The sequence below is a fragment of the Pseudomonas sp. S2_H10 genome (genome assembly GCF_054668285.1).
Window position 1 is genome coordinate 1,606,651 of sequence record NZ_CP162754.1, and the last position, 23,400, is coordinate 1,630,050.

Genomic DNA, 23,400 nt, shown 5'->3' on the forward strand with positions numbered 1-23,400 from the left:
ATGTGTTCAACCAGCGACCGGGTTGGGGATCTGCAACCCGCGCACCACCGCCGGCCGCGCCAAGAAGCGTTCCAGCACCCGCGTGACGTTAGGGAAATTCTCGATGCCCACCAGATCGCCGGCTTCATAGAAACCGATCAGGTTGCGCACCCACGGGAAGGTGGCGATATCGGCGATGGTATAGCGCTCGCCCATGATCCAGTCGCGCCCTTCGAGCCGGCCGTCGAGCACCTTGAGCAGGCGCTTGCTCTCCTCGACGTAACGGTCACGGGGACGCTTGTCCTCGTAGTCCTTGCCGGCGAACTTGTTGAAAAAACCGAGCTGGCCGAACATCGGACCGATGCCGCCCATCTGAAACATCAGCCACTGAATCGTCTCGTAGCGCGCCGCCGATTCCTGGGCCAGCAGTTGCCCGCTCTTGTCGGCCAGGTAGATCAGGATCGCTCCCGACTCGAACAAGGCCAGCGGCCGGTCGTCGGGACCGTGGGGGTCGAGGATCGCCGGGATCTTGTTGTTGGGATTCAGAGAAAGAAATTCCGGGGACATCTGGTCGTTGGTGTCGAAGCCTACCCGGTGAGGCTCGTACGGCAGGCCGATCTCTTCGAGCATGATCGAAACCTTGACGCCGTTAGGGGTCGGCAAGGAGTACAGCTGAATCCACTCAGGGTACTGGGCAGGCCATTTGCGGGTGATGGGGAATGCGGACAGATCGGTCATGGGCTGGATCCACGAAGACATTGAGAGTGACGATGATAATGGAGATATCGGCTCTGCGATCCCTTGAAGCCATCAATATCGCTGATAGAGGAGATCAAAAGAGATCAGGACCCGCCTCAACGCAGTTCGGTTAGTGTGTCCACAAATCCGCAACATCCTGTCGATAACCTTCACTGCAATCCGTTAAAGGTTACCGGTACATTGCTGCGCTCCTGGCCGGAATCGAACCAAACGGGCTCATGGGACTCTGAGCACCACTCCCTTGAAAACGGACCGGCTTCAACGACATGGAAAACACCCGACGCAGGAAAGTCGTGGTGTAAAGGTTTGTCAGCCTTAACCGAATTGCGCTGAAGAACCTTTTATTCATGAATCTGTTCAATTTTACCCGACGTTTTAAACACCGCGCCTATCTGCTGTTGCCCGTCTTGCTGGCGGTCAGTGCGGTGTTCCTGTTGCTGGAGTCCGGCCTGAGTCGCGCTCAACCGATGGATGGCACCCAGACGCTGGTGTTCCTGCGCCACGGGGAAAAACCCGACGGCGGCCTGGGCCAGCTCAATTGCCAGGGGCTGAACCGCGCCATCGACCTGGCCACGCTGCTGCCGGAAAAGTTCGGCAAGGCCAACTACGTGTTTGCGGCGAACCCGACCCGCAACGTCGAGGAAGGCGAGTTCGACAATTCCTACAGCTACATCCGCCCCCTGATGACCATCAGCCCCAGCGCGATCAAGCTCGGCCTGCCGGTGAACATCAATTTTTCCGCCAATGACACCAGTGACCTGGCCGATGAACTGCTGCACGACAAGTATCACAACTCGGTCATCTACACGGCCTGGTCCCACGGCTACCTGCCGGAACTGATCAACAAGGTCGCCGGCGACGCCACCGGCAAAAAAATGAAGATCACTGAAGACTGGGAGTCCGGCGACTACGACTCGCTGTACGTACTGACCCTGACCTGGCACAACGGCAAGGCCAGCTTGCAGAGCAATGTGTACAAGCAGGGGCTGGATAACGGCGCTGAAACCTGCCCGACCTGAGATTTTGCATTGTTTGATCGGGCCCCTTCGCGAGCAGGCTCGCTCCCACATTGGATTTGCGCCATACACAAAACCTGTGATCACTGAAGATCTACTGTGGGAGCGAGCCTGCTCGCGATGGGGCCAGCGAAGACTGCATCAATGGCGCAGACTGCCCCGCTCACGCAGATACTCGAGAACCGCCCCCCGCTCCCCCGCAAACTCGATCCTTGCGCCCTTCTTCTCCCGCTGAAACGCATACATCGGATCGTAATACTCGCGCAGCAAGCCTTCGATCCAGCCGCGGTGCAGATCCACCGCGCCACTGCGGCCCTGTTCCGCCAACGCCTCCTCCATCAAAATCAACATGCGCCGGTGACGCTCGCCACCCAGGCGTTTCTGCACATTGTTCAGGCTCGCCAGCAACCGCTCGGAAAACAGCGCAAAGCCCTCCTCGCCATGCACGCCGATGAATTCGGCGCACAGATCCACCACGTAATCGCGCAGGATCCGCTCGACCCGACCTTCCAGGCTGTCTTCGAGCCAGACCATCGGAAACTGCTGCATGCCCTGGTACAGCGGTAACGGCAACGCGCAACTGCCCACCGCACGGCTTTCGTCTTCCAGTACGAACTGCTCGATGCCCCGGGCGCGTTTTTTCAGCACGTCCACCGCCAAGCGGTTTTCGAAGTCGATATTCGAAGGCTGGCCCGTGGCGCGCTTGCCGAAACTGGAGCCGCGGTGGTTGGCATGGCCTTCAAGGTCCACGCTGTTGGCCAATTGCGTGAGCACCTCGGTCTTGCCGGTGCCGGTCATCCCGCCCAACAGGACAAAATCGCACTGGGCAATCGCCTGATCGAGGGTATCGAGCAGGAAGGTGCGCATGGCCTTGTAGCCGCCGCCCACCCGTGGATAGTCTATGCCCGCCTCGTCCTTGAGCCATTGCTGGACGATCTGCGAGCGCAGGCCGCCGCGAAAGCAATACAGATAACCGTCCGGGTGCGCCCGGGCAAAATCGGCCCAGGCCTGGATGCGTTCGGCCTTGACCGCGCCCGACACCAGTTGATGCCCGAGCACGATGGCTGCTTGCTGACCGTGCTGCTTGTAGCACGTGCCGACCCGTTGGCGTTCAAGGTCATTCATCAACGGCAGGTTGATCACGCCGGGAAACGAGCCTTTGCTGAATTCGACGGGCGCGCGGGCGTCCATCATTGGCCGGTCGTTGAGGAAGATGTCGCGGTAATCAGTGCAGTCGACGAACATCAAAACACCTCGACTGCGTTGCTCTGTCGCTCGACCAGTTCACCGATCGGTTCCAGGCTCAGGCCCAGTTCGGCGGCCACAGAAAGGAATTGCTCGTTGCCTTCGGGCGTCACCGCAATAAGCAGGCCACCACTGGTCTGCGGATCGCAGAGCACGCGTTTGTGCAGTTCCTGAAGGCGCCCGAGCTTGCTGGCGTAGCTGTCGAAGTTGCGCAGCGTCCCGCCCGGTACGCAGCCCTGTTCAAGGTAATACTCGACGCCCGGCAGGCGCGGTACGCGCTCGTATTCGATGCGTGCGGTGAGCTGGCTGCCATCGGCCATTTCCACCAGGTGCCCGAGCAGGCCGAAACCGGTGACGTCGGTCATCGCGGTGACACCTTCGAGCTTGCCGAAACGACTGCCGGGTTTGTTCAGGGTGCACATCCAGTCCCGGGCCAGGCCGATGTCGGCATGACGCAACTTGCCCTTTTTCTCGGCCGTCGTGAGGATGCCGATGCCCAGGGGCTTGGTGAGATAAAGCAGGCAACCGGCGGTGGCGGTGTCGTTGCGCTTCATGTGGCGCTTTTCCACCAGACCGGTGACGGCCAGGCCAAAGATCGGCTCAGGTGCGTCGATGGAGTGCCCGCCTGCCAGCGGGATGCCCGCCTCGTCACACACCGAACGGCCGCCGCGTATCACTTCCCGGGCAATCTCCGGGGCCAGCACGTTCACCGGCCAGCCGAGAATCGCAATCGCCATCAACGGATCGCCACCCATGGCGTAGATGTCGCTGATGGCATTGGTGGCGGCAATCCGGCCGAAATCGAAAGGGTCGTCGACGATCGGCATGAAAAAATCCGTGGTCGAGACCACGCCGCGCTCTTCGTCGATGGCATAGACCGCGGCGTCGTCACGCGAGGCGTTGCCGACCCAGAGTTTCGGGTCAAGGTTCTGCGCCCCGCTGCCGGCCAGGATCACTTCCAGCACCTGGGGGGAGATTTTGCAGCCGCAACCGGCGCCGTGGCTGTATTGGGTCAGGCGAATCGGCTCGCTCATGGGTGTACCTCGCAAAGTCCAGGTAACCAATCCTACAGCAAGCGCGCCTTTTTCTTATGCAGGAGATGCCACGGACGACATCTCCCCGGGGCCGCAATCAAGGCAACAGAATCACCTTGTCACCGCTGCCCTGATTCACTTCGGCGTAACGCTCCAGGCCTTCGGCCAATGGTGACTCGAACAAACCCTGGGGCAACGGCAACAGGTCCTGATCGAAGAACCGGCCAAACTGCTCGAGCATCGCCGCACAGGCCTTCACCCCGTACAGCAACGAGTTGATTCCCACCACCGAACCACCCTTGCGATACAACGCCAGGGCCGGCAACTGCACGTGACCGTCCACGGGCGCGGCGATGATCGCGATGCGGCCGAACGTCGCCAGGGCTGGCACCGAGGCCGGCAGCCAGAAGCCGGTGGTGTCGAAAATCACGTCGGCACCGCCAGCGTAGACCGCGTTGACCTGCGCCCCGAGGTCTTCGGGTTTATCCAGTTGCAGGGTCGGGTAGCCCTGGTCCTGCAAATCCTTGACCTGCTCAGGACGCCGCGCGGCCGCCAACACCCGGGCACCGCGCACCTTGGCCAGGGCCAGCGCGGCACTGCCGACGGCGCCGCCACCGATGACCAGCAATCGGGTTTCGGCGGTTACCAGGCTGCGTTCCAGCGCATCCCATGCCGTGGTGTACGGCACACCGAGGCTGGCGGCCTGGGCGAAGCTCAGGTGGGTGGGCTTGAGTGCCACGCCATTGGCCGGCAGCTTGACGAACTGGGCGTGGGAGCCGTCGGCGAAAAAGCCCAGTTCCCGGCCCGTGCCCCAGACTTCCTGGCCGATCAGCGCCTGCGGGCCGGCCACGACCACCCCGGCGAAATCACGACCGGGAATGCGCGGCAAGGTGGTGTAGGGAAAACGTCCCAGCACGTTCTTCACGTCGCTGGGGTTGAGACCGGCGGCCTTGATCTCGACCAGCACTTCATCGGCGCCGGGCACGGGGGTCGGCACCCCGACGTAGCGCAGGGCCGAGAGATCACCGGTCTTATCGAATTGCAGAGCTTTCATGGCAGATTCCGGGGCAGTTGAGGTATGCGCCGAGTCTAGAGGGCGACGCCTGTAAGCATCGGTCAAGTGCTTCTGGATATCGGCCAAAGCATGGCGGCGGCCAATTCAGCCCTGGTGTTGCGCCGCAGGAAACTGCGAAGGGGCAACACCCAGTTCACGACGAAACATGTCGCTGAAACTGCTCGGCGAATAGCCCAGCTCCCGGGCAATCGCGCTGACGGGCACGCCCTGGATCAACCCGGCCACCGCCGTCGCCAGTTGCACCTGGCGCCGCCACTCGGCGAAGCCCATGCCCAGGCCATCCTTGAACAGCCGCGCCAGGGTGCGCACGCTGGCACCTGCAGTTTCTGCGTGCTGTTCGAACGGAATATCCAGCGAAGGCGCAGACATGACCGCCTGACACAGATTCATCAGCCGCCGGTCGGAATCGTCCGGCAGCGGGATTTTCAACAGCGAACGCCGGGCACGCTTGAGCTCCAGCAGTGCCAACCGCACCAGCGCGTCGTAATACTCGGGCGGCCCGTCGTTGCCCTGCTCCACCAGACCGACAATCAGCTCGCGCAGCAAGCCGCCGACCTCGATGACCTGCACGCTGTCATCCAGGGTCGCCGCCAGGGTCGGGCGCAGGTAGATGTTGCGCATTTGCAGGTCGGACACCACACGAATCCCGTGGGGCACGCCCGGCGGCAACCACACCGCCCGCTGCGGCGGCACCACCAGCGCCTCGTGCGGCGTCTCGACCCACATCACCCCGCTCATCGCATACAGCAACTGGCCCCAGACGTGCTCATGCGGCTCGATGAACAACCCGCGCGGATAGGTGCGGGCCAGCGGTTGCACCGGCACATCGGTGTCACTCAGGTCGGGCGGTACGGCGAGGGCCATGGTCTATGTTCATTGGGGGATCGGGGAAGCCACATGGTAACGAGGCAAGGAACTTGTCGCCAGCAACCGCCGCCTTGCGAAAATCCGAATGAATTTTCCCGATGGCGCGCGATCCTTTTATGTACAACAGGGAGGAACCGGGGCTTTATGAACAGTGCAAAATTATTCGTCATCGAGTACACACTCCATGGCACTCCAAAGTCTTTCATTATCCGACTGGAAAAAATGGATAACGCAGAAGCCTGGCATTGGGCGAGCTGTGATGCGGGGGTGGGGCGAATCCCGCGCTTTGGACGCGAGAAGGTGCAAAAGACCAGCAAGCCGATGGCGGAAAAATTCGGCGTGGAAAACGTCACGTGGCGGCCGGCGAACTAATCTCTGGCGACGATCAGGTTCGGGGGAAGGGAAATGAGCACAACATCCGTCACCAGCCCTGCGCAGCTGGACTACGGCCTGGACACGTTGTTCGGCCGCGTGACCAAAAGCGCGGAGTGCCGGATCGGACTGGAATCGATCGAAAACGACCCGTTTTGCTTCGCCATACGCGTCCCGGCGCCGCTGCCGGAAGATCTCGAGCAGGCCAAGACCCTGGTGCTGCGGGTCGAAGGGCGGCGCTTGCAGGGCACCGTTCGCCACAGCGAGCGCCTGGAGGATGACAGCCTCAGGCTGGAAGTGGAGCCGGACTAGGCTCCACCCTGGCGTGTGCGGGCTGGCGTGTGCGGGGGAGCTCAGTGAGCACACTTGCAGCCTTGGGAAGCGCACTCCTCGCCATGCTCGTGATGCTTGGCACAGGCTTCACAGCAATAGTGCTTGCCGTGACGCACGATCGGATGTTCACCGAGTTTGCAGGAACACTTCGGACAATCGCATTTACGCTCGGTCATGGGTTTGACTCCTGTGGGTGGTGGTCGTCGGGGGGAGATGAAAACAACCCGTGCTTTTCAGTGTAGGGGTCGACCGCAACACCGCAACAGCGCACTACTTGAGTCCTTGATGTATGACCCGTTTCGCGAGGACCGGGAATGACGCGTAAGAGGCGATGCCACACTGGTTATCCTTGTTTCTGGACATCCTTATATACCCGGCCTCCCCCCACTCCGGGCCCCTGCTGTTTTTCACCAGCCAAAAATCTTCACCATCTTCGGTACCATAACCAACGATAAGCACGGCGTAATTCAAATCATCTTCATCGCAACTTTCATCATTCAATACCCCGCCGGAGTATTTTTGAAAGTTGTCGGATGCGTCGATCGCCGCCGCTACCGGCCCTCTGGCTACGGCCTGGCGCAATGCCTCCTCGTCGCCATGAGGGATATTCGTATAGGTCACCGTATTGGCGGCGACAGCCTTGATCATGCCGGCACCACAGCGTCCTCCGTCCCCTGTGTAAGGGTAATATTCTGCTGACTGAATACCGTTTTGCTTGACGTAGTCATAGGTGTAATCCATCAGCCCGCCATCACAGCCTTGATTACCTTGCTCACTGCTGCAATCAAGAATCTGTTGCTCGGAAAGCTCGACCAGTCTTTCGGTTTGCAAAAACAATGCGCCCTCTAGGGCACCGACGGCTGAAAAAGCATAACCGGAGCCACAAGTCCCTAGATGCTTGACTCTGGTGACAGCGCCCTGGGTGCGCCAGTCCATTGAGCTGGGTATCTCCAGGGCCTGTGCCGTCACGGTAACGACACAGCCGCCAACCAGGATGAAACATGAGAGTTGCCAGAACCTCATACTTAGCCCCTGTTTCTAAATGGTTTTTCTGTTACCTCGCTATGTCATTGAAATGAAAGACCAATAAGCCAAAGGCAACAACTGTCAAATATGACAGTTGTTCAATACTATTTAGTTATAAAAACCAAGCCGTTTCGCGTTGTTAAACATAACTGTCAGATACGGAACTGCCCAACCAGGCTGCCCAGGCGCTGGCCGAGGTCGGCCAGGCTGCGCGAGGTCTGCGCGCCGAGTTGGGTTTCGTCGGCGACGTTGTCCACGGCCACGGCAATCTGATGCACGCTGCGGTTGATCTCTTCGGCCACGGCGGTCTGTTCCTCCGCCGCACTGGCGATCTGCGCGTTCATCGAATTGATGGTCGCGATCAACTGAGCCATGGTGTCCAGCGAAGCGCCCGCCTCGTTGGCCTGGGCCGAGGTGCCGTCGCCCGCCTCGCTGGAGCGGCGCATCGCCTCCACCGCCGACTGGGTGCCGGCCTGCAGGCGGTCGATCATGCCCTGGATTTCCTGGGTGCTGATTTGCGTACGGCTGGCCAGCGCCCGCACCTCATCGGCCACCACCGCAAAACCACGCCCGGCCTCGCCCGCGCGGGCCGCCTCAATGGCGGCGTTGAGTGCCAGCAGGTTGGTCTGTTCGGCAATCGAGCGGATCACCCCGAGCACGCTGACAATCGACGACACGTCTTTTTGCAGGCTGTCGAGGGACACACCGCTGCTGCGGATGTCGTCCACCAAGGCATGGATCTTCTCGATGCTGCCGGCCACCACGCGCTTGGCCGCCTGCCCTTCTTCGTCAGTCTGCTGGGCTGCCACTGCGGCGTTTTGCGCGCTCTTGGCCACTTCCTGGGCCGCTGCGGACATTTCGTTGATCGCCGTGGCCACCTGATCGGTCTCATGGCGCTGGCGCTCCATGGCCTGGTCCGAGCGATTGGCCTGGTCGGACACCTGATTCACCAGCCCGGTCAGTTGCGAGGTCATTTCGGTGATCTGCCGCACCAGTCCGTGGATCTTGTCGACAAAACGGTTGAACGAGCCGGCCAGTTCACCGAGTTCGTCCTGGCTGGTGATGGTCAGGCGACGGGTCAGGTCACCCTCGCCCGCGGCGATGTCGTCGAGGTTGGCTTTCATCAAATGCAGCGGACGCAGAATGGTGTTGGCCAGCAACATCCCGGCAGCGGCGATCACCAGCAGCACCACGAGCGCCACGCCGACGATGCTCAGCACCATGCCTTGCATGCGCTCCTGAACCTTGGCCTCGACCACGGCCACCTGTGCTTCGATGCCGTCGAGGTTGACCGAGGTACCGAACGCCATGTCCCACTTCGGCAGGTATTCGGTGTAGCCGAGCTTGGGCACCAACACCTGGGTGTTGCCGGGCAATGGCGAGCTGTATTGCAGATAGTGCGTACCGTCCTTCGCCACCTTCACCAGGTCGCGGTTGACGTAGACACCGTTCGGGTCGCGGTTGTCCTTGAAGCTCTGGCCCACGCCTTCGGGGCTGTTGGCCTTGAACAGGCGCACGGTATTGGAGTCGTAGCCGAAGAAGTAGCCGTCCTTGCCATAGGTGATGCTCGACAGCAGCTTGATCACCTGGGCCCGCGCCGCCTCATCGCCGGGAGCGGCCGCGTCGTAGAGCGGTTTGATCGTGGTCATGGCCACGGCCACGTAGCTCTGCAAGGTCGCCTTGGCATCGCTGAGCAGGCGTTCGCGGGTCTGCTCGACTTCCTTGCGCGCCTGATCCTGAAGAATGAACAGCGTGGTCAGGCTGATGACCAGCGCAAACAGCAACACCGGGAGGACGGCAAGGGACAGGACTTTGGCCTTGAGGCTCATGCGCATGACGTTCACTCTTTTGATTTTGTTGGCGTGGTTAAAGGCTTTAACGGCACCAAAAATCAAAACTGTAGAGCCGGCTTGCCGGCGATGGCGCCCCAGGAATCGCCATCGCCGGCAAGCCGGCTCCTACAAGTGAAGTTACAGCACCATCGCGGCCACCCAGCCAAACGCCAGCAGCGGCAGGTTGTAGTGCAGGAAGGTCGGGACCACGGTGTCCCAGATGTGATGGTGCTGGCCGTCGATGTTCAGGCCGGAGGTCGGGCCGAGGGTCGAGTCCGAAGCCGGTGAACCGGCGTCGCCCAGGGCTCCGGCGGTGCCGACGATGCACACGATCGCAATCGGGCTGAAGCCCAGTTGCACGCACAGCGGCACGAAGATCGCCGCGAGGATCGGCACGGTGGAGAACGACGAACCGATGCCCATGGTCACCAGCAACCCCACCAGCAACATCAGCAAGGCGCCAACGCCTTTGCTGTGATCGATGTACGCCGCCGACGACTCGACCAGCGTCTGCACTTCACCAGTGGCCTTCATCACTTCGGCAAACCCGGAGGCGGCGATCATGATGAAGCCGATCATCGCCATCATTTTCATGCCTTCGGTGAACAGGTCATCGGTGTCGCGCCATTTGACGATGCCCGACACCGAGAAAATCAGGAAGCCGACCAGTGCACCGATAATCATCGAGTCCAACAACAGCTGAACGATGAACGCCGCCGCGATGGCCACACCAGCCACCATCAGGCTCAGCGGGTTGTATTGCACCGCCACCTGCTCGACCTGTTCGATCTTCGCCAGGTCGTAGACACGCTTCTTGCGATAGCTGACAAACGCGATCAGCAGGCCCGCCACCATGCCCAGCGCCGGAATGCCCATGGCGTGGGTCACGTTGATGCCGCTGATGTCCACACCGCTGCGGGCGACGTTGGCCAGCAGGATCTCGTTGAGGAAGATGTTGCCGAAGCCCACCGGCAGGAACATGTAGGGCGTGATCAGGCCGAAGGTCATGACACAGGCGATCAGGCGACGGTCCAGTTGCAGCTTGGTCAGCACATAAAGTAGCGGCGGCACGAGCAACGGAATGAACGCGATATGGATCGGCAGGATGTTCTGCGAGGCGATGGCCACGACCCAGAGCAGGCCGATCAGCAGCCATTTGACCTGGCCACCGCCGCTGGCGTGCTGGCGATCGACCATCGCCAGCGCCTTGTCGGCCAGCGCATGGGCCATCCCGGACTTGGCAATGGCCACGGCAAAAGCACCGAGCAAGGCATAGGACAACGCCACCGTCGCGCCGCCACCGAGGCCGCTGTTGAAAGCCTTGAGCGTCGCCTCGATACCCAGGCCACCAGTCAGACCACCGACCAGCGCACCGACGATCAGGGCGATCACCACATGCACGCGGGACAGGCTGAGTACCAGCATGATGCCGACCGCGGCAATTACTGCATTCATTGTCATACCTCTGGGCAAGCGAAAAGAGTCCGGCCGGCAGTCTGCGAGAGCCGCCAGCGGATAAAAGGAATGGGTCTTATTAGAGGGCGCGCACTTTGCCGGACCGCTGCCGCCTTGTCAAAGCCCACACCCCCTGTAGGAGCCGGCTTGCCGGCGATGGGGCCGTGGAACATGGCGGTGATCTTGAGGCCGCTATCGCTGGCAAGCCGGCTCCTACAAGGGGTGATTCGATATTCAACGGGCAGCATAAAGAAAACCTGATCGCGGCCGTTACAGGGCAAAGTCTCAGATATTTATCGAATAAGGACGCCTCCATGTCGCTCAGACAACTCTCCATTCAATGGAAAATCACCCTGCTGGCCGGGCTGTGCCTGGCGGGCATCGTGACCCTGTTGGTGGGTCTTTCGCTGTATCGCATGGAGCACAGCTCCGCGCTGGTGAAAGCCTCGAGCATGGAGATGCTGACTGACGCGGCCCAGGCGCGGATCGAGTCCCAGGGCGAAAACCAGGCGCTGGGGATTCGCCAGCAGTTCATGGACGCCTATCAGTACGGCCACGGCTTTTCGCGGCAGGTGCTGTTTTTGCGCGACCAGGCCGAAAAACGCTTTCTCGATGCCTTCGACCTGCGCGAAGACCTGACCCGCCAGGTCAAGTCGGCCCTGCAGGCCAATCCCGAGTTGCTCGGGCTGTCCCTGGTGTTCGAGCCCAACGGCCTTGATGGCAAGGACGAACTGTTTGCCGGGCAAGCGGAACTGGGCAGCAACGACAAGGGCCGCTTCGCCCTCTACTGGTCGCAGCCGACGCCGGGCAAGGTCACCTCGATGGCGCTGCCGGAAAAAGACATGGCCGACACCAGCACCGGCCCCAGCGGCGAAGCGGCCAACGCCTGGTTCACCTGCCCGCGCACCACGCTCAAGCCATGCGTGATCGAACCCTACTTCTATGAGATCGACGGCCAGAACGTGCTGATGACCAGCATCGTTTTCCCGCTGATGGTCAACGGCAAGGTCATCGCCTCGCTGTCGGTGGACATCAACCTCAACAGCCTGCAGGCCATCAGCCTGGGCGCCAGCAAGAAGCTCTACGACGGCCAGACCAGTGTCAGCATCATCAGCCCGGCCGGCCTGCTCGCCGGCTACAGCCCAGACGCGAGCAAGCTCAGCCAGCGCCTGGACGCCGTGGACAAGGCCAGCGGTGCCGAACTGCTGCGGATGCTCGGCGCCAGCAGCAAAACCGCCAGCCTGCACAGCAACCAGCAACTGAAAGTGCTGGCTCCATTCCAGCCGATTCCCGGCGGCAAGTCCTGGGGCGTGCTGCTCGACGTGCCGGAGAAAGTCCTGGTCGGCCCCGCCGAAGCCCTGAAAAAGCAGCTGGACGAGAGCAACACCGCCGGTACGCTGATCGAGCTCGGCCTTGGAGTTCTGGCCGCCCTGCTCGGCCTGATGCTGGTGTGGCTGATGGCCCGCAGCGTCACCAGGCCGATCCTCGGCGTGGCACACATGCTCGAAGACATCGCCAGCGGCGAAGGTGACCTGACCCGCCGCCTGGCCTACGACAAGAAAGATGAGTTGGGCCAGTTGGCCGGCTGGTTCAACCGTTTCCTCGACAAGCTGCAACCGATCATTGCCGAAGTGAAACGCTCGGTGCAGGACGCCCGCAGCACCGCGGACCAATCGTCCGCCATCGCCACCCAGACCAGCGCCGGCATGGAGCAGCAATACCGCCAGGTGGATCAGGTCGCCACCGCCTCCCACGAGATGAGCGCCACTGCCCAGGATGTTGCCCGCAGCGCCGCGCAGGCGGCCCATGCCGCCCGCGATGCCGATCAGGCGACCCGTCAGGGTTTGACCGTGATCGACCGCACCACCGCCAGCATCGACAACCTTGCCGCCGACATGAGCGCGGCGATGATCCAGGTCGAAGGCCTGGCCGCCAACAGCGAGAAGATCGGCACGGTACTGGAAGTGATCCGCGCGATTGCCGAGCAGACCAACCTGCTGGCCCTCAACGCCGCGATCGAAGCGGCCCGTGCCGGAGAGGCCGGACGCGGTTTTGCCGTGGTCGCCGATGAAGTGCGCAACCTGGCGCGGCGTACCCAGGAGTCCGTGGAAGAAACCCGCCTGGTGATCGAGCAACTGCAAAGCGGCACCCAGGATGTGGTGGGTTCGATGAACAACAGCCATCGTCAGGCCCAGGGCAGCGTCGAGCAGGTTGGCCAGGCCGTGACGGCGCTGCGCCAGATCGGCGACGCGGTGACCGTGATCAACGACATGAACATGCAGATCGCCAGCGCCGCCGAAGAGCAAAGCGCGGTGGCCGAGGAGATCAACAACAACGTGGCGACCATTCGCGACGTGACCGAATCACTGTCGGGCCAGGCCAATGAATCGGCACGGGTCAGCCAGTCGCTCAACAGCCTGGCGAACCAGCAACAGAGCCTGATGGACCAGTTCCGCGTTTAAACCTTGCAAGTCGCACAAAATACCTGTGGGAGCGAGCTTGCTCGCGATGGCCGAGTGTCAATCAACAAAGATGTTGTCTGACCCACCGCCATCGCGAGCAAGCTAGCTCCCACATTTGTTTCTACGCGCACCTCAATCAAATGATGGCGAGTGGATATCTAGCAGAACCTGATTATGCTTCAGGGAACCTGGCAACAATCCGGGACGTCAACTTCAAAGCAAGCTTTGCGCAATCCGACGACATCAGCCCCAGGGCCAGGGTGCGGCAACATATGAGAGGTGCTCCGGCCTACACAATAACAACGGAGAACACTCATGGCGGCCATCGACACCACCACGGGCAGCACGCCCAACCGCGGCATCACCCGGGAGGAGCGCAAGGTCATTTTCGCGTCGTCCCTGGGCACCGTGTTCGAATGGTATGACTTCTACCTGTACGGTTCCCTCGCGGCGATCATCGCCAAGCACTTCTTCGCCGGCGTCAACGAAACGACCTCCTTCATCTTCGCCCTGCTCGCCTTCGCCGCCGGCTTCGCCGTGCGGCCGTTCGGCGCCATCGTGTTCGGCCGGCTGGGCGACATGATCGGGCGCAAGCATACGTTCCTCATCACCATCGTGATCATGGGTGTCTCCACGGCGGTGGTAGGCCTGCTGCCCGGCTATGCGAGCATCGGCGTCGCGGCTCCGGTCATCCTGATCACCCTGCGCTTGCTCCAGGGCCTGGCCTTGGGTGGCGAGTACGGCGGAGCGGCGACCTATGTCGCCGAACATGCCCCCAAGGGCAAACGCGGCTTCTTCACCTCATGGATTCAGACCACCGCCACCCTCGGCCTGTTTCTGTCGCTGCTGGTGATCCTCGCCTGCCGCACCGTCCTCGGCACCGAAGCCTTCGAGGCCTGGGGCTGGCGGATTCCGTTCCTGCTGTCGATCCTGCTGCTGATCGTCTCGGTGTACATCCGCCTGCAACTGAGCGAATCACCGGTATTCCTGAAAATGAAGGCCGAAGGCAAGGCGTCCAAGGCACCGTTGACCGAATCCTTCGCCCGCTGGGACAACCTGAAGATCGTCATCATGGCCCTGCTCGGCGGTACCGCCGGCCAGGCGGTGGTCTGGTACACCGGGCAGTTCTATGCGCTGTTCTTCCTGTTGCAGACGCTGAAGATCGACCCGCAGACCGCCAACCTGCTGATCGCCGGTTCGCTGCTGATCGGCACGCCGTTCTTCGTCATTTTCGGCAGCCTGTCCGACCGCATAGGGCGCAAGGGCATCATCATGGCCGGCTGCATTCTGGCGGCCGCGACCTATTTCCCGATCTTCCATGCGTTGACCCAGTACGGTAACCCCGACGTGTTCATTGCGCAGGAGAAGAACCCGGTCACGGTGGTCGCCAACGCCGACCAGTGCTCGTTCCAGTTCGACCCGGTGGGCAAGGCCAAATTCACCAGTTCCTGCGACCTGGCCAAGACCGTGTTGGCGAAACGGGCCATCCCCTACAAGAACGTCAACGCCGAGCCTGGCGCTGTTGCGCAGGTGCGCATTGGCGACAAAGTGATCGAGAGCTTCGAGGGCACCGGCATGCCGGCCGCCGACTTCAAGGCCAAAAACGACGCCTTTACCGCCACCCTCGCCACCGCCCTCAAGGACGCCGGCTACCCCGAGAAGGCTGACCCGGCGAAGACCAACTACCCGATGGTGTTGCTGCTCCTGACGATCCTGGTGATCTACGTGACCATGGTCTACGGCCCGATCGCCGCCTGGCTGGTGGAACTGTTCCCGGCGCGCATCCGCTACACCTCGATGTCGCTGCCCTATCACATCGGCAACGGCTGGTTCGGCGGCTTCCTGCCGACGGTGGCGTTCGCCATGGTGGCGGCCACGGGGGATATCTACTACGGGCTGTGGTATCCAATCGTCATCGCGGTGATGACGGCTGTGCTGGGCATTTTCTTCATGCCGGAAACCAAGGATCGGGAGATTCATCACACCTGAGGTAGACACAAATCACTGTAGGAGCGAGCTTGCTCGCGATGAACGCAAGGGCGCCGTTGTGAATCAGAAAGGGCGCGTCATCGTTAACGATCATCGCGAGCAAGCTCGCTCCTACAGGGGGGCGAGTTTCAGTGTCTGGGTAGCTCGATGACCACCTTCAATCCGCCCCACTCGCTGTCCAGCAATGCCAATCTACCGTCCCAGCTATCGACGATGTCGCGCACGATGCCCAGGCCCAGGCCATGCCCTTCGGTCTGTTCATCCAGCCGCGTGCCCCGGCTGAACACCTGATCACGCCGCTCTTCGGGAATGCCCGGGCCGTCATCTTCCACGCTGAGTTCAAAGCCCTGTGCGTTCTCGGCCACACTCACGCGAACCTCGGCATCCGCCCATTTGCAGGCGTTGTCCAACAAGTTGCCCAACAGCTCCAGCAGGTCCTCGCGATCCCAGGGCAATTGCAGGCCGGCGGGTGCGCGGTAGCTCAGCGCCAGGTGTTCACCGTGGATCATGTTCAGGGTCGCCAGCAATCCCGGGAGCTCGGCATCGCAATCGAACAATGCGCCCGGCAATGCATCGCCGGACAACCGCGCACGATTGAGCTCCCGATTGAGCCGCTGCTCGACCTGTTGCAGTTGCTCCTTGAGGACCTTGCGCAATTGCGGGTGCGCATCGAGCTGCTCGCTTGAAGCCAGGCTCAACAGCACCGCCAGCGGGGTTTTCAAGGCGTGGCCGAGATTACCCAGGGCATTGCGTGAACGCTTGAGGCTGTCCTCGGTGTGGGCCAGCAAATGGTTGATCTGCGCCACCAGCGGCTCCAGCTCCACCGGCACCTGGTCATCGAGTTGCGAGCGCTGGCCCTGTTGCAACTGCGCGATCTGCTCGCGGGTCTTTTCCAGCGGGCGCAAGGCGCGGCGCACCGTGATCCGTTGCAGCAGCAGAATCAGCAGCAGCCCGGCCACACCGAGGGCCAACCCGAGCTGCTGCATGCGCCGGAAGCTTTCGCGTATGGGCGTGTAATCCTCGGCGACGCTGATGGAGATCGGCACCCCCATGCGTCGATAATCCGTACGCAGTACCAGAAGCTGTTGGCCTTCCGGCCCCAGTTGCAGGTTGTCGTGCAGGCCGGGGTGATCGAGCGGCGGCAGTTCCTGATCCCATAAGGAACGGGAACGCCAATGGCCGTCGGTGAAATCAATACGGAAATAATGCCCGGAAAACGGCCGCTGATAGGCCGGTGACAGGCGTCGCTCATCCAGTTGCAAGCCCTGGGGCCCGCGCACCAGCGCCGCCAGCAGGTTCTCGCTGTCATTGCGCAAGCCGGCTTCGAGGTAGCGCTGCAAACCCAGTTCGAACAGCCACAGGCTGGTTTGCGCCAGCACCAGGCCTACGACCACCATCACGCTGATCAGGCCCAGGCTCAAGCGACGCTGGATCGATCTCACCGGGCTTGCCCGCCGAACAGATAACCCTGGCCGCGACGGGTTTCAATCACGTCTTTACCGAGCTTGCGGCGCAAATGGTTGACGTGGACCTCCAGCACATTGGAGTCGCGCTCGGTTTCACCGTCGTAGAGGTGTTCGGCGAGGTGGCTTTTGGAGAGGATCTGTTCGGGGTGCAGCATGAAGTAGCGCAGCAGGCGAAACTCCGCGGCGGTCAGTTGAATGTCGGCACCGTCGCGGACCACGCACTGGCGACCTTCGTCCAGATGCAGCCCGGCGGCCTGGAGCGTCGGCTGGTTGACCTGGCCATGGGAGCGGCGCAACAACGCCTGGATGCGCAAAAACAACTCTTCGGGATGAAACGGCTTGGTCAGGTAGTCGTCGGCACCGGCCTTGAGGCCCTCGATGCGCTCGGACCAGGAACCCCGGGCCGTGAGGATCAGCACCGGCGTGGCCAGCCCCGCTGCGCGCCATTGCGCCAGCACCTCGAGCCCCGGCACGCCCGGCAAGCCGAGGTCGAGGATGATCAGGTCGTAAGGTTCAGTGCTGCCCTGATGCACCGCGTCGCGACCATCGGCCAGCCAGTCCACCGCATAACCCTGGCGGTTGAGACCGGCCAGCAGTTCGTCGGCCAGGGGTACGTGGTCTTCCACCAGAAGCAAACGCATGGATCAGTCTTCCTTGTCTTTCAATAGGCGGCCGTTGGTGGCATCGATGTCCAGCTCACGGACCACGCCTTCAGGGGTCAGCAACTCGACTTCATAAATGTAGACGTCGTGTTTTTCTTCGAGCTCGGCTTCCAGCAGTTTCGCGCCCGGATAACGATCCATGGCCTGTTGCAGCAGTTGCTCGAGCGGCAGGATCACACCCTGTTGGCGCAGGCGCAGGGCTTCATCCTGGTCCAGGTCGCGGGCCATCACCACCGAGCAAAATGCCAGAAGCACCAGTGCCATCCGGCTGCCGGTGCAGCGTTTTAATAAAAACACCTTCATTACCAATCCTGATGATCCTTGAGAACCTGCCCGCTGACAGCGTCTAATTCCAGATCCCACTCGATGCCCTGGGGATCGCGCAGCTCGACCTTGTACAAGTACTTGCCGTAATGCTGTTCCAGCTCGGATTCACTGACGGTGGAACCTGGATGCCTGGCCAGCGCGCGGGCATTGAGTGTCTCGAACGCGACAATGGTACCAGCGTCGCGCAGCCTCAGCGCTTCATCCGGGCCAAGTTCCCGGGCATGGGCGATGCCCGCGGTCAGGCCGAGGATGGACGCGGTGAACAGGGCTGTCAGGGTTTTCATGGGTGTCTCCGGATTTCAGGTGTTGCCTGGGCGACACCTTAACCGGATGAACTTAATTGAAACTGAATGGCCATCATTGCCACCCCCAACCCTGTAGGAGCTGGCTTGCCGGCGATGGCGGAGTGTCAGGCAACATCGATGCTGACTGATACACCGCCATCGCCGGCAAGCCAGCTCCTACAGGGGTTGCGTATAATTCCACCGCAGGCCACACATCGAGACCGTAATGACCGCCATCCACATCAAATTCCCTTCCCTGACCCTCAAGGCCGGCCCGCGCGCCCTGGCGCACATCCGCGCCAACGGCCTGAACGCGGCCGAGGTCGGCACCCTGCCCGGCGCGGCGGGCGGGCCGAAGGCGCTGGGAATCCAGGGTCTGGACCTGGCGCTGTTCGGCGAGTGGCTGCCGGCGGCGCCGCGCGAACGCTCGCTGATCGGAGCCTCGGTGGGTTCCTGGCGCTTCGCCAGCGCCTGCCTGCCGGATGCCGCCGAAGGCATCCGGCGCCTGGGGGAACTGTACACCGAGCAGCATTTCGCCAAGGGCGTGACCATGACGCAGATCAGCCAGAGCTCGCGGCGCATGCTCAATGACCTGCTCGACGGTCGCGATGCCTCGATCCTGGCCAACAGCGATTACCGCCTGAACATCATGGTGGTCAAAAGCCACGGCCTGCTCGCCGACGATCATCGCGGTCGTCTCGGGCTGGGCCTGTCATCGGTCATCGCCGACAACCTGCGCGGCCGGGCGCGGCTGGCCCGGCACTTCGAACGCCTGATCATCCACGATCCGCGCCTGGCCCCGCCGGTGGATGCCTTGAACGACTTCCCTTCACGCTTCGTCGCCCTCGATGCCGGCAATCTGCGTCAGGCCCTGCTGGCTTCGGGTTCGATCCCGATGGTGATGGAAGGCGTGCGCAACCTGCCGGGCGCTGGCGCCGGCACCTTCCGCGACGGCGGCCTGCTGGACTATCACCTGGACCTGCCCTACAGCGGCAACGACATCGTGCTCTACCCGCACTTCACCGACAGGGTGATTCCCGGCTGGTTCGACAAGACCCTGCCATGGCGCCGCGCCTGCCCGACACGCCTGCAAAACGTGCTGCTGCTGTCACCGTCGAAGGAGTACCTGGCGCGCCTGCCCTACGGCAAACTGCCGGACCGCAACGACTTCAAGCGCTTCATGGGCGACGCCGCGAGCCGGCAGAAATACTGGCGCACGACCATGGATGAAAGCCGCCGCATGGGCGACGAATTCCTCGAACTGGCCGCCAACGGTCGCCTCGGCGAACGCTTGCTGACCCTTTAGTCAGGACAAACTGGTAAACTCGCCGCCTGCCCGAATCGCTGCGGCGAACGCCACCTGAACAGAGCTGAAAACACTGTGGAAATCTTCAAGGAATTTACTTTCGAATCCGCCCACCGCCTGCCCCACGTACCGGACGGCCACAAGTGCGGGCGCCTGCACGGTCACTCGTTCAAAGTGGCGATCCACCTGAGCGGCGACCTCGACCCGCATACCGGCTGGATCCGCGACTTCTCGGAAATCAAGGCAATCTTCAAGCCGCTGTACGAGCGCCTGGACCACAACTACCTGAACGACATCCCCGGCCTGGAAAACCCGACCAGCGAAGTGCTGGCCAAGTTTATCTGGAATGAGATGAAGCCCTTGCTGCCGGAGCTCAGTGCGATCCGCATCCACGAGACTTGCACCAGCGGTTGCATCTATCGCGGCGAGTAAGTCAAACATTACAAATAACCTGTGGGAGCGAGCCTGCTCGCGAAAGCGGTGTGTCAGACAACATGTACCGTGACTGACACGCCCTCTTCGCGAGCAGGCTCGCTCCCACAGGGGAACAGCGTTTTGTCAGAGAAAAAGAAAACAGCCTTCATCGGCTGTTTTTTTATGCCTATGCTTTTCCCCTCGCCCCGCCAAGAGGACAAGCCCATGACTGACTGGCCGCTGGATCAGGTCTTTGACTTCAACGGACACCCGGTCCGTTACGCCGTAGGCGGCGACGGCCCGCCGCTGGTGTTCGTGCATGGCACACCCTTTTCTTCTTATGTATGGCACCGGATCGCGCCGCATTTCATGGCCACTCACCGTGTCTACTACTTCGACCTGCTGGGTTATGGACAGTCGGCACAACCGGATGCCGATGTCTCGCTTGGTGTGCAAAACCGGCTATTGGCGCAACTGCTGGAGCACTGGGGCCTGGATCGTCCCGATGTGGTGGCCCACGACTTCGGCGGCGCCACCACCCTGCGCACGCACCTGCTCGACGGCAAGGATTACCGCAGCCTGACGCTGATCGATCCGGTGGCATTGACGCCCTGGGGTTCACCGTTCGTGCAGCATGTGCGCCAGCATGAAGCGGCGTTCAGCGGACTGCCTGACTACATCCAGCGCGCCATCGTGCCGACCTATATTCGCGGGGCCATCCAGCGCGACATCCCCGATGCCGAACTCGCCCCCTACGTGCAGCCATGGCTGGGGGAGCCGGGGCAAGCGGCGTTCTACCGGCAGATCGCGCAAATGGACGAGCGTTATACCCGCGAGGCCGAGGGTTTGTATCCGGCGATCCGCTGCCCGGTGCAGATTCTCTGGGGGCAAGACGACCAGTGGATTCCCGTCGAACGCGGACGCGCCTTGCAGCAGATGATTCCCGGCGCGCAGTTTCATCCGATCCCCAACGCCGGGCACCTGGTTCAGGAAGATGCACCTGAAGCCATAGTCGCTGCGCTGCTGCGTTTTTTGCCTGAGCAACATTCATCCAATTGAACTGGCAGGAGTTGCCGCCAGCGAGCTAACGTAGAGGTATTGCCAATACGATTCGCCAAAAGGATCTGCCCGATGCACATCATCAACGCCCGTCTGCGCAACCAGGAAGGCCTGCATGAGTTGAACCTGGAAAACGGTCTGATCAGCAGCATCGCCCGCCAGACCGAAGCCCCGACCCTGGGCCCTGACGATCTGGACGCCGGCGGCAATCTGGTGGTGCCGCCCTTTGTCGAGCCGCATATCCACCTCGACGCGACCCTGACCGCCGGCGAGCCGCGCTGGAACATGAGCGGTACGCTGTTCGAAGGCATCGAGTGCTGGGGCGAGCGTAAGGCGACCATCACCCTGGAAGACACCAAGACCCGGGCCAAAAAAACCATCCAGGCCCTCGCCGCCCACGGCATCCAGCATGTGCGCACCCACGTCGACGTCACCGACCCGCAACTGACCGCGCTCAAGGCGATGCTCGAAGTGCGCGAGGAAAGCCGGCACCTGGTCGATCTGCAAATCGTCGCGTTCCCTCAGGAAGGCATCGAGTCTTACCGCAATGGTCGCGAGTTGATGGAGGAAGCGATCCGCATGGGTGCCGATGTGGTCGGTGGCATTCCGCATTTCGAGTACACCCGCGATCAGGGCGTCAGCTCGGTGAAGTTCCTGATGGACCTGGCCGAACGCAGCGGTTGCCTGGTCGACGTGCATTGCGACGAAACCGACGACCCGCATTCGCGCTTCCTCGAAGTGCTCGCCGAAGAGGCCCGCAGCCGCGGCATGGGCTCGCGGGTGACGGCCAGCCACACCACGGCCATGGGCTCCTACGACAACGCCTACTGCGCCAAACTGTTTCGCCTGCTCGGGCATTCGGGGATCAGCTTTGTCTCCTGCCCCACCGAAAGCATCCACCTGCAGGGTCGCTTCGACAGCTTCCCGAAACGCCGGGGCGTGACCCGGGTCAACGAGTTGCTGGAAGCGGGCATGAACGTGTGCTTCGGCCAGGATTCGATCGTCGACCCGTGGTACCCGCTGGGTAACGGCAACATCTTGCGGGTACTGGAAGCCGGGCTGCACATCTGCCACATGCTCGGCTATCGCAACCTGCAAAGTGCGCTGGATCTGGTGACGGACAATAGCGCCAAGGCCATGAACCTCGGCGATCGTTATGGCCTGGAGCGCGGCCGGCCGGCGAACCTGCTGATTCTGTCGGCGGACAGCGACTACGAAGTGATCCGCAGTCAGGGATTGCCGCTGTATTCGGTGCGCGAGGGCAAGGTGCTGATGAAGCGGACGATGCAGGTGGTGGAGTTTGGTGGGCTGGGCTGAGTCTGGTGGTGACCGGGCTGACGCCATCGCTGGCAAGCCAGCTCCCACAGTGTTTTTTAGTGGCCACGATATTGGTGTACGGCTGCGATCCTGTGGGAGCGGGCTTGCCCGCGATGGCAATCTAAAAATCAATCCACCATTCGAGCCGTACCAAACAGACTGACCCGCCTCAACTCCCCCCGCTCTTCCTCCAGCAGGATCGGCGCCGTGCCACCCGGCATCGTCACCTTCACCTCTCCAGCACTGACCCAACCCACCCGCCAAGCCGCACAGGCCACCGCACTGGCGCTGGTCCCCGACGACGCCGTCGGACCCTCGCCGCGCTCGAACACCCGGGCAGCGATGTGCCCTTCGGCCAGGCGCATCGCCCATTGCAGGTTGATCCCCGCCGGACACGGCCGTCCCGCCCCGGTCGGCATCGCGTAGGCGATTTTCGTCAGACCTTCGGCCAACCCCGGTTCGCGCATCTGCTCATTGCTCGGCAAATCTTCGGCGTTTTCGACCAGCGTCACGCAATGCGGATTACCGACCCGGGCGAACTGACTGCGTGACCAGGCCCCGTTGAGTACCGACAATTGTTCAATGTGGCTGAGTTCACGACCGTTCAACATCGCGCTTTCAACGCCATGCGCGCTGACCGCTGCCGGCCCGAATCCCGGTTGACCCAGGTCGAGCCAGAAACCGTGAACACCATCGATTTGTGCGGTTTTCACTGAAGTCTGCCCCGGCGAAGGCGTATCGGCCTTGTCGTGATGAACCCTGAGCAGACAAGCTTCGTCCTTCGGCAACAGCCCTTGATCGCTCAGTGCCTGGGAAAAGATCGTCAAGCCGTTGCCACTGCGCTCGGCCAGGGTGCCGTCGGTATTGACGATCAACAGGTCAAAGGGTGGCGACGACTGGAAAGGCCCGACCAGCAAACCGTCGCTGCGATGATCCTTGCTGCCGGGTGGTTGAGTACCAGGCGCCCAGCTACAGCAAGCTTCGATGGCCGCGAGCGCCCAGGCTTCAAGGGTTTGCGCGGCCTGGCTGGCCTGATCGGGCAAGTCGATGCCCTGAAGGCGCAATTCGTCGGGTGCCACCACGATGTAGATGTTGCCCCGTGCATCGTACCGCTGCGCCAT

At 61.9% G+C, this 23,400-nt stretch carries 22 protein-coding genes and 3 pseudogenes; 10 read left to right on the top strand and 15 right to left on the bottom strand.

The window, feature by feature from the left end; genetic code table 11:
• Window positions 1–6: 6 nt before the first annotated feature.
• Window positions 7–717, bottom strand: a complete 711-nt coding sequence (locus AB4O16_RS07100; RefSeq protein ID WP_460157378.1) for a glutathione S-transferase family protein — start codon at window positions 715–717, stop codon at window positions 7–9.
• Between the two features lie 368 nt (window positions 718–1,085).
• Here AB4O16_RS07100 and AB4O16_RS07105 point away from each other — a divergent pair, with 368 nt between their 5' ends.
• Window positions 1,086–1,757, top strand: a complete 672-nt coding sequence (locus tag AB4O16_RS07105) for a histidine phosphatase family protein (protein WP_460157379.1) — start codon at window positions 1,086–1,088, stop codon at window positions 1,755–1,757.
• 138 nt (window positions 1,758–1,895) lie between these two features.
• Here AB4O16_RS07105 and mnmH read toward each other — a convergent pair whose 3' ends face one another.
• The 4 genes from mnmH to AB4O16_RS07125 form a co-directional block, all read right to left on the bottom strand.
• The gene (gene mnmH, locus AB4O16_RS07110; RefSeq protein WP_460157380.1) at window positions 1,896–2,999 is read right to left on the bottom strand and encodes a tRNA 2-selenouridine(34) synthase MnmH; all 1,104 of its coding nucleotides are present in this window, start codon (window positions 2,997–2,999) and stop codon (window positions 1,896–1,898) included.
• Complete coding sequence (selD, locus tag AB4O16_RS07115; protein WP_460157381.1) at window positions 2,999–4,033, bottom strand: selenide, water dikinase SelD; 1,035 nt, start codon at window positions 4,031–4,033, stop codon at window positions 2,999–3,001. Before selD ends, mnmH begins: the two co-directional genes overlap by 1 nt.
• Window positions 4,034–4,130: 97 nt before the next feature.
• Entirely contained in the window at window positions 4,131–5,087 is a 957-nt protein-coding gene (locus AB4O16_RS07120; RefSeq protein ID WP_460157382.1) for a quinone oxidoreductase family protein, read from the bottom strand.
• Window positions 5,088–5,192: 105 nt separating this feature from the next.
• On the bottom strand, window positions 5,193–5,972 hold the full coding sequence (locus AB4O16_RS07125) for an AraC family transcriptional regulator (protein WP_460157383.1): 780 nt from the start codon (window positions 5,970–5,972) through the stop codon (window positions 5,193–5,195).
• 147 nt (window positions 5,973–6,119) lie between these two features.
• Between AB4O16_RS07125 and AB4O16_RS07130 the strand changes: the two genes are divergently transcribed.
• Window positions 6,120–6,347 carry a DUF6555 family protein gene (locus AB4O16_RS07130; RefSeq protein ID WP_253559699.1) on the top strand — a complete coding sequence of 76 codons (228 nt, stop codon included), beginning with the start codon at window positions 6,120–6,122 and terminating at the stop codon, window positions 6,345–6,347.
• 33 nt (window positions 6,348–6,380) lie between these two features.
• Window positions 6,381–6,659, top strand: coding sequence for a hypothetical protein (locus AB4O16_RS07135; RefSeq protein ID WP_460157384.1), 279 nt, complete (start codon window positions 6,381–6,383; stop codon window positions 6,657–6,659).
• A 41-nt stretch (window positions 6,660–6,700) separates the two neighbouring features.
• On the opposite strand, the gene AB4O16_RS07140 is transcribed toward AB4O16_RS07135, so the two are convergent.
• From AB4O16_RS07140 to AB4O16_RS07160, 5 genes and pseudogenes are all read right to left on the bottom strand, one after another.
• The gene (locus tag AB4O16_RS07140; RefSeq protein ID WP_460157385.1) at window positions 6,701–6,856 is read right to left on the bottom strand and encodes a metallothionein; all 156 of its coding nucleotides are present in this window, start codon (window positions 6,854–6,856) and stop codon (window positions 6,701–6,703) included.
• Window positions 6,857–6,950: 94 nt separating this feature from the next.
• Complete coding sequence (locus AB4O16_RS07145; RefSeq protein ID WP_460157386.1) at window positions 6,951–7,616, bottom strand: C1 family peptidase; 666 nt, start codon at window positions 7,614–7,616, stop codon at window positions 6,951–6,953.
• Window positions 7,617–7,858: 242 nt separating this feature from the next.
• Window positions 7,859–8,680: a methyl-accepting chemotaxis protein gene (locus AB4O16_RS07150; protein WP_411741588.1), complete on the bottom strand. Its 822-nt coding sequence runs from the start codon at window positions 8,678–8,680 to the stop codon at window positions 7,859–7,861.
• 36 nt (window positions 8,681–8,716) lie between these two features.
• A pseudogene (locus AB4O16_RS07155) lies at window positions 8,717–9,541 on the bottom strand (cache domain-containing protein); the annotation flags it as partial.
• Window positions 9,542–9,676: 135 nt separating this feature from the next.
• Window positions 9,677–10,993 carry a Na+/H+ antiporter family protein gene (locus AB4O16_RS07160; protein ID WP_460157387.1) on the bottom strand — a complete coding sequence of 439 codons (1,317 nt, stop codon included), beginning with the start codon at window positions 10,991–10,993 and terminating at the stop codon, window positions 9,677–9,679.
• 533 nt (window positions 10,994–11,526) lie between these two features.
• On the opposite strand from AB4O16_RS07160, the pseudogene AB4O16_RS07165 reads away from it, so the two are divergent.
• The 3 genes and pseudogenes from AB4O16_RS07165 to AB4O16_RS07175 form a co-directional block, all read left to right on the top strand.
• Window positions 11,527–12,597, top strand: a pseudogene (locus AB4O16_RS07165) (methyl-accepting chemotaxis protein); the annotation flags it as partial.
• A 264-nt stretch (window positions 12,598–12,861) separates the two neighbouring features.
• Window positions 12,862–13,455, top strand: a pseudogene (locus AB4O16_RS07170) (methyl-accepting chemotaxis protein); the annotation flags it as partial.
• A 315-nt stretch (window positions 13,456–13,770) separates the two neighbouring features.
• The gene (locus AB4O16_RS07175; protein WP_460157388.1) at window positions 13,771–15,444 is read left to right on the top strand and encodes an MFS transporter; all 1,674 of its coding nucleotides are present in this window, start codon (window positions 13,771–13,773) and stop codon (window positions 15,442–15,444) included.
• 128 nt (window positions 15,445–15,572) lie between these two features.
• Here the strand turns inward: AB4O16_RS07175 and AB4O16_RS07180 are convergent, their stop codons facing one another.
• The 4 genes from AB4O16_RS07180 to AB4O16_RS07195 are packed head-to-tail and all read right to left on the bottom strand — an operon-like array spanning window position 15,573 to window position 18,183.
• Window positions 15,573–16,886 (bottom strand): sensor histidine kinase, encoded by a 1,314-nt coding sequence (locus AB4O16_RS07180; RefSeq protein WP_460157389.1) that lies wholly within the window; start codon window positions 16,884–16,886, stop codon window positions 15,573–15,575.
• Complete coding sequence (locus AB4O16_RS07185; protein WP_150715834.1) at window positions 16,883–17,551, bottom strand: response regulator transcription factor; 669 nt, start codon at window positions 17,549–17,551, stop codon at window positions 16,883–16,885. The genes AB4O16_RS07180 and AB4O16_RS07185 overlap by 4 nt, the downstream gene beginning before the upstream one ends.
• A 3-nt stretch (window positions 17,552–17,554) precedes the next feature.
• On the bottom strand, window positions 17,555–17,875 hold the full coding sequence (locus tag AB4O16_RS07190; RefSeq protein ID WP_460157390.1) for a PepSY domain-containing protein: 321 nt from the start codon (window positions 17,873–17,875) through the stop codon (window positions 17,555–17,557).
• On the bottom strand, window positions 17,875–18,183 hold the full coding sequence (locus AB4O16_RS07195) for a PepSY domain-containing protein (RefSeq protein ID WP_160387601.1): 309 nt from the start codon (window positions 18,181–18,183) through the stop codon (window positions 17,875–17,877). The genes AB4O16_RS07190 and AB4O16_RS07195 overlap by 1 nt, the downstream gene beginning before the upstream one ends.
• A gap of 226 nt (window positions 18,184–18,409) precedes the next feature.
• Between AB4O16_RS07195 and AB4O16_RS07200 the strand changes: the two genes are divergently transcribed.
• From AB4O16_RS07200 to codA, 4 genes are all read left to right on the top strand, one after another.
• Window positions 18,410–19,489: a patatin-like phospholipase family protein gene (locus AB4O16_RS07200; protein ID WP_460157391.1), complete on the top strand. Its 1,080-nt coding sequence runs from the start codon at window positions 18,410–18,412 to the stop codon at window positions 19,487–19,489.
• 75 nt (window positions 19,490–19,564) lie between these two features.
• The gene (gene queD, locus AB4O16_RS07205) at window positions 19,565–19,921 is read left to right on the top strand and encodes a 6-carboxytetrahydropterin synthase QueD (protein WP_003223505.1); all 357 of its coding nucleotides are present in this window, start codon (window positions 19,565–19,567) and stop codon (window positions 19,919–19,921) included.
• Window positions 19,922–20,128: 207 nt separating this feature from the next.
• A complete protein-coding gene (locus AB4O16_RS07210; RefSeq protein WP_460157392.1) occupies window positions 20,129–20,962 on the top strand; it encodes an alpha/beta fold hydrolase in 834 nt (277 codons plus the stop codon).
• Between the two features lie 72 nt (window positions 20,963–21,034).
• Complete coding sequence (gene codA / locus AB4O16_RS07215) at window positions 21,035–22,279, top strand: cytosine deaminase (protein WP_460157393.1); 1,245 nt, start codon at window positions 21,035–21,037, stop codon at window positions 22,277–22,279.
• Window positions 22,280–22,407: 128 nt separating this feature from the next.
• Here codA and AB4O16_RS07220 read toward each other — a convergent pair whose 3' ends face one another.
• Complete coding sequence (locus tag AB4O16_RS07220) at window positions 22,408–23,400, bottom strand: diaminopimelate epimerase (RefSeq protein ID WP_460157394.1); 993 nt, start codon at window positions 23,398–23,400, stop codon at window positions 22,408–22,410.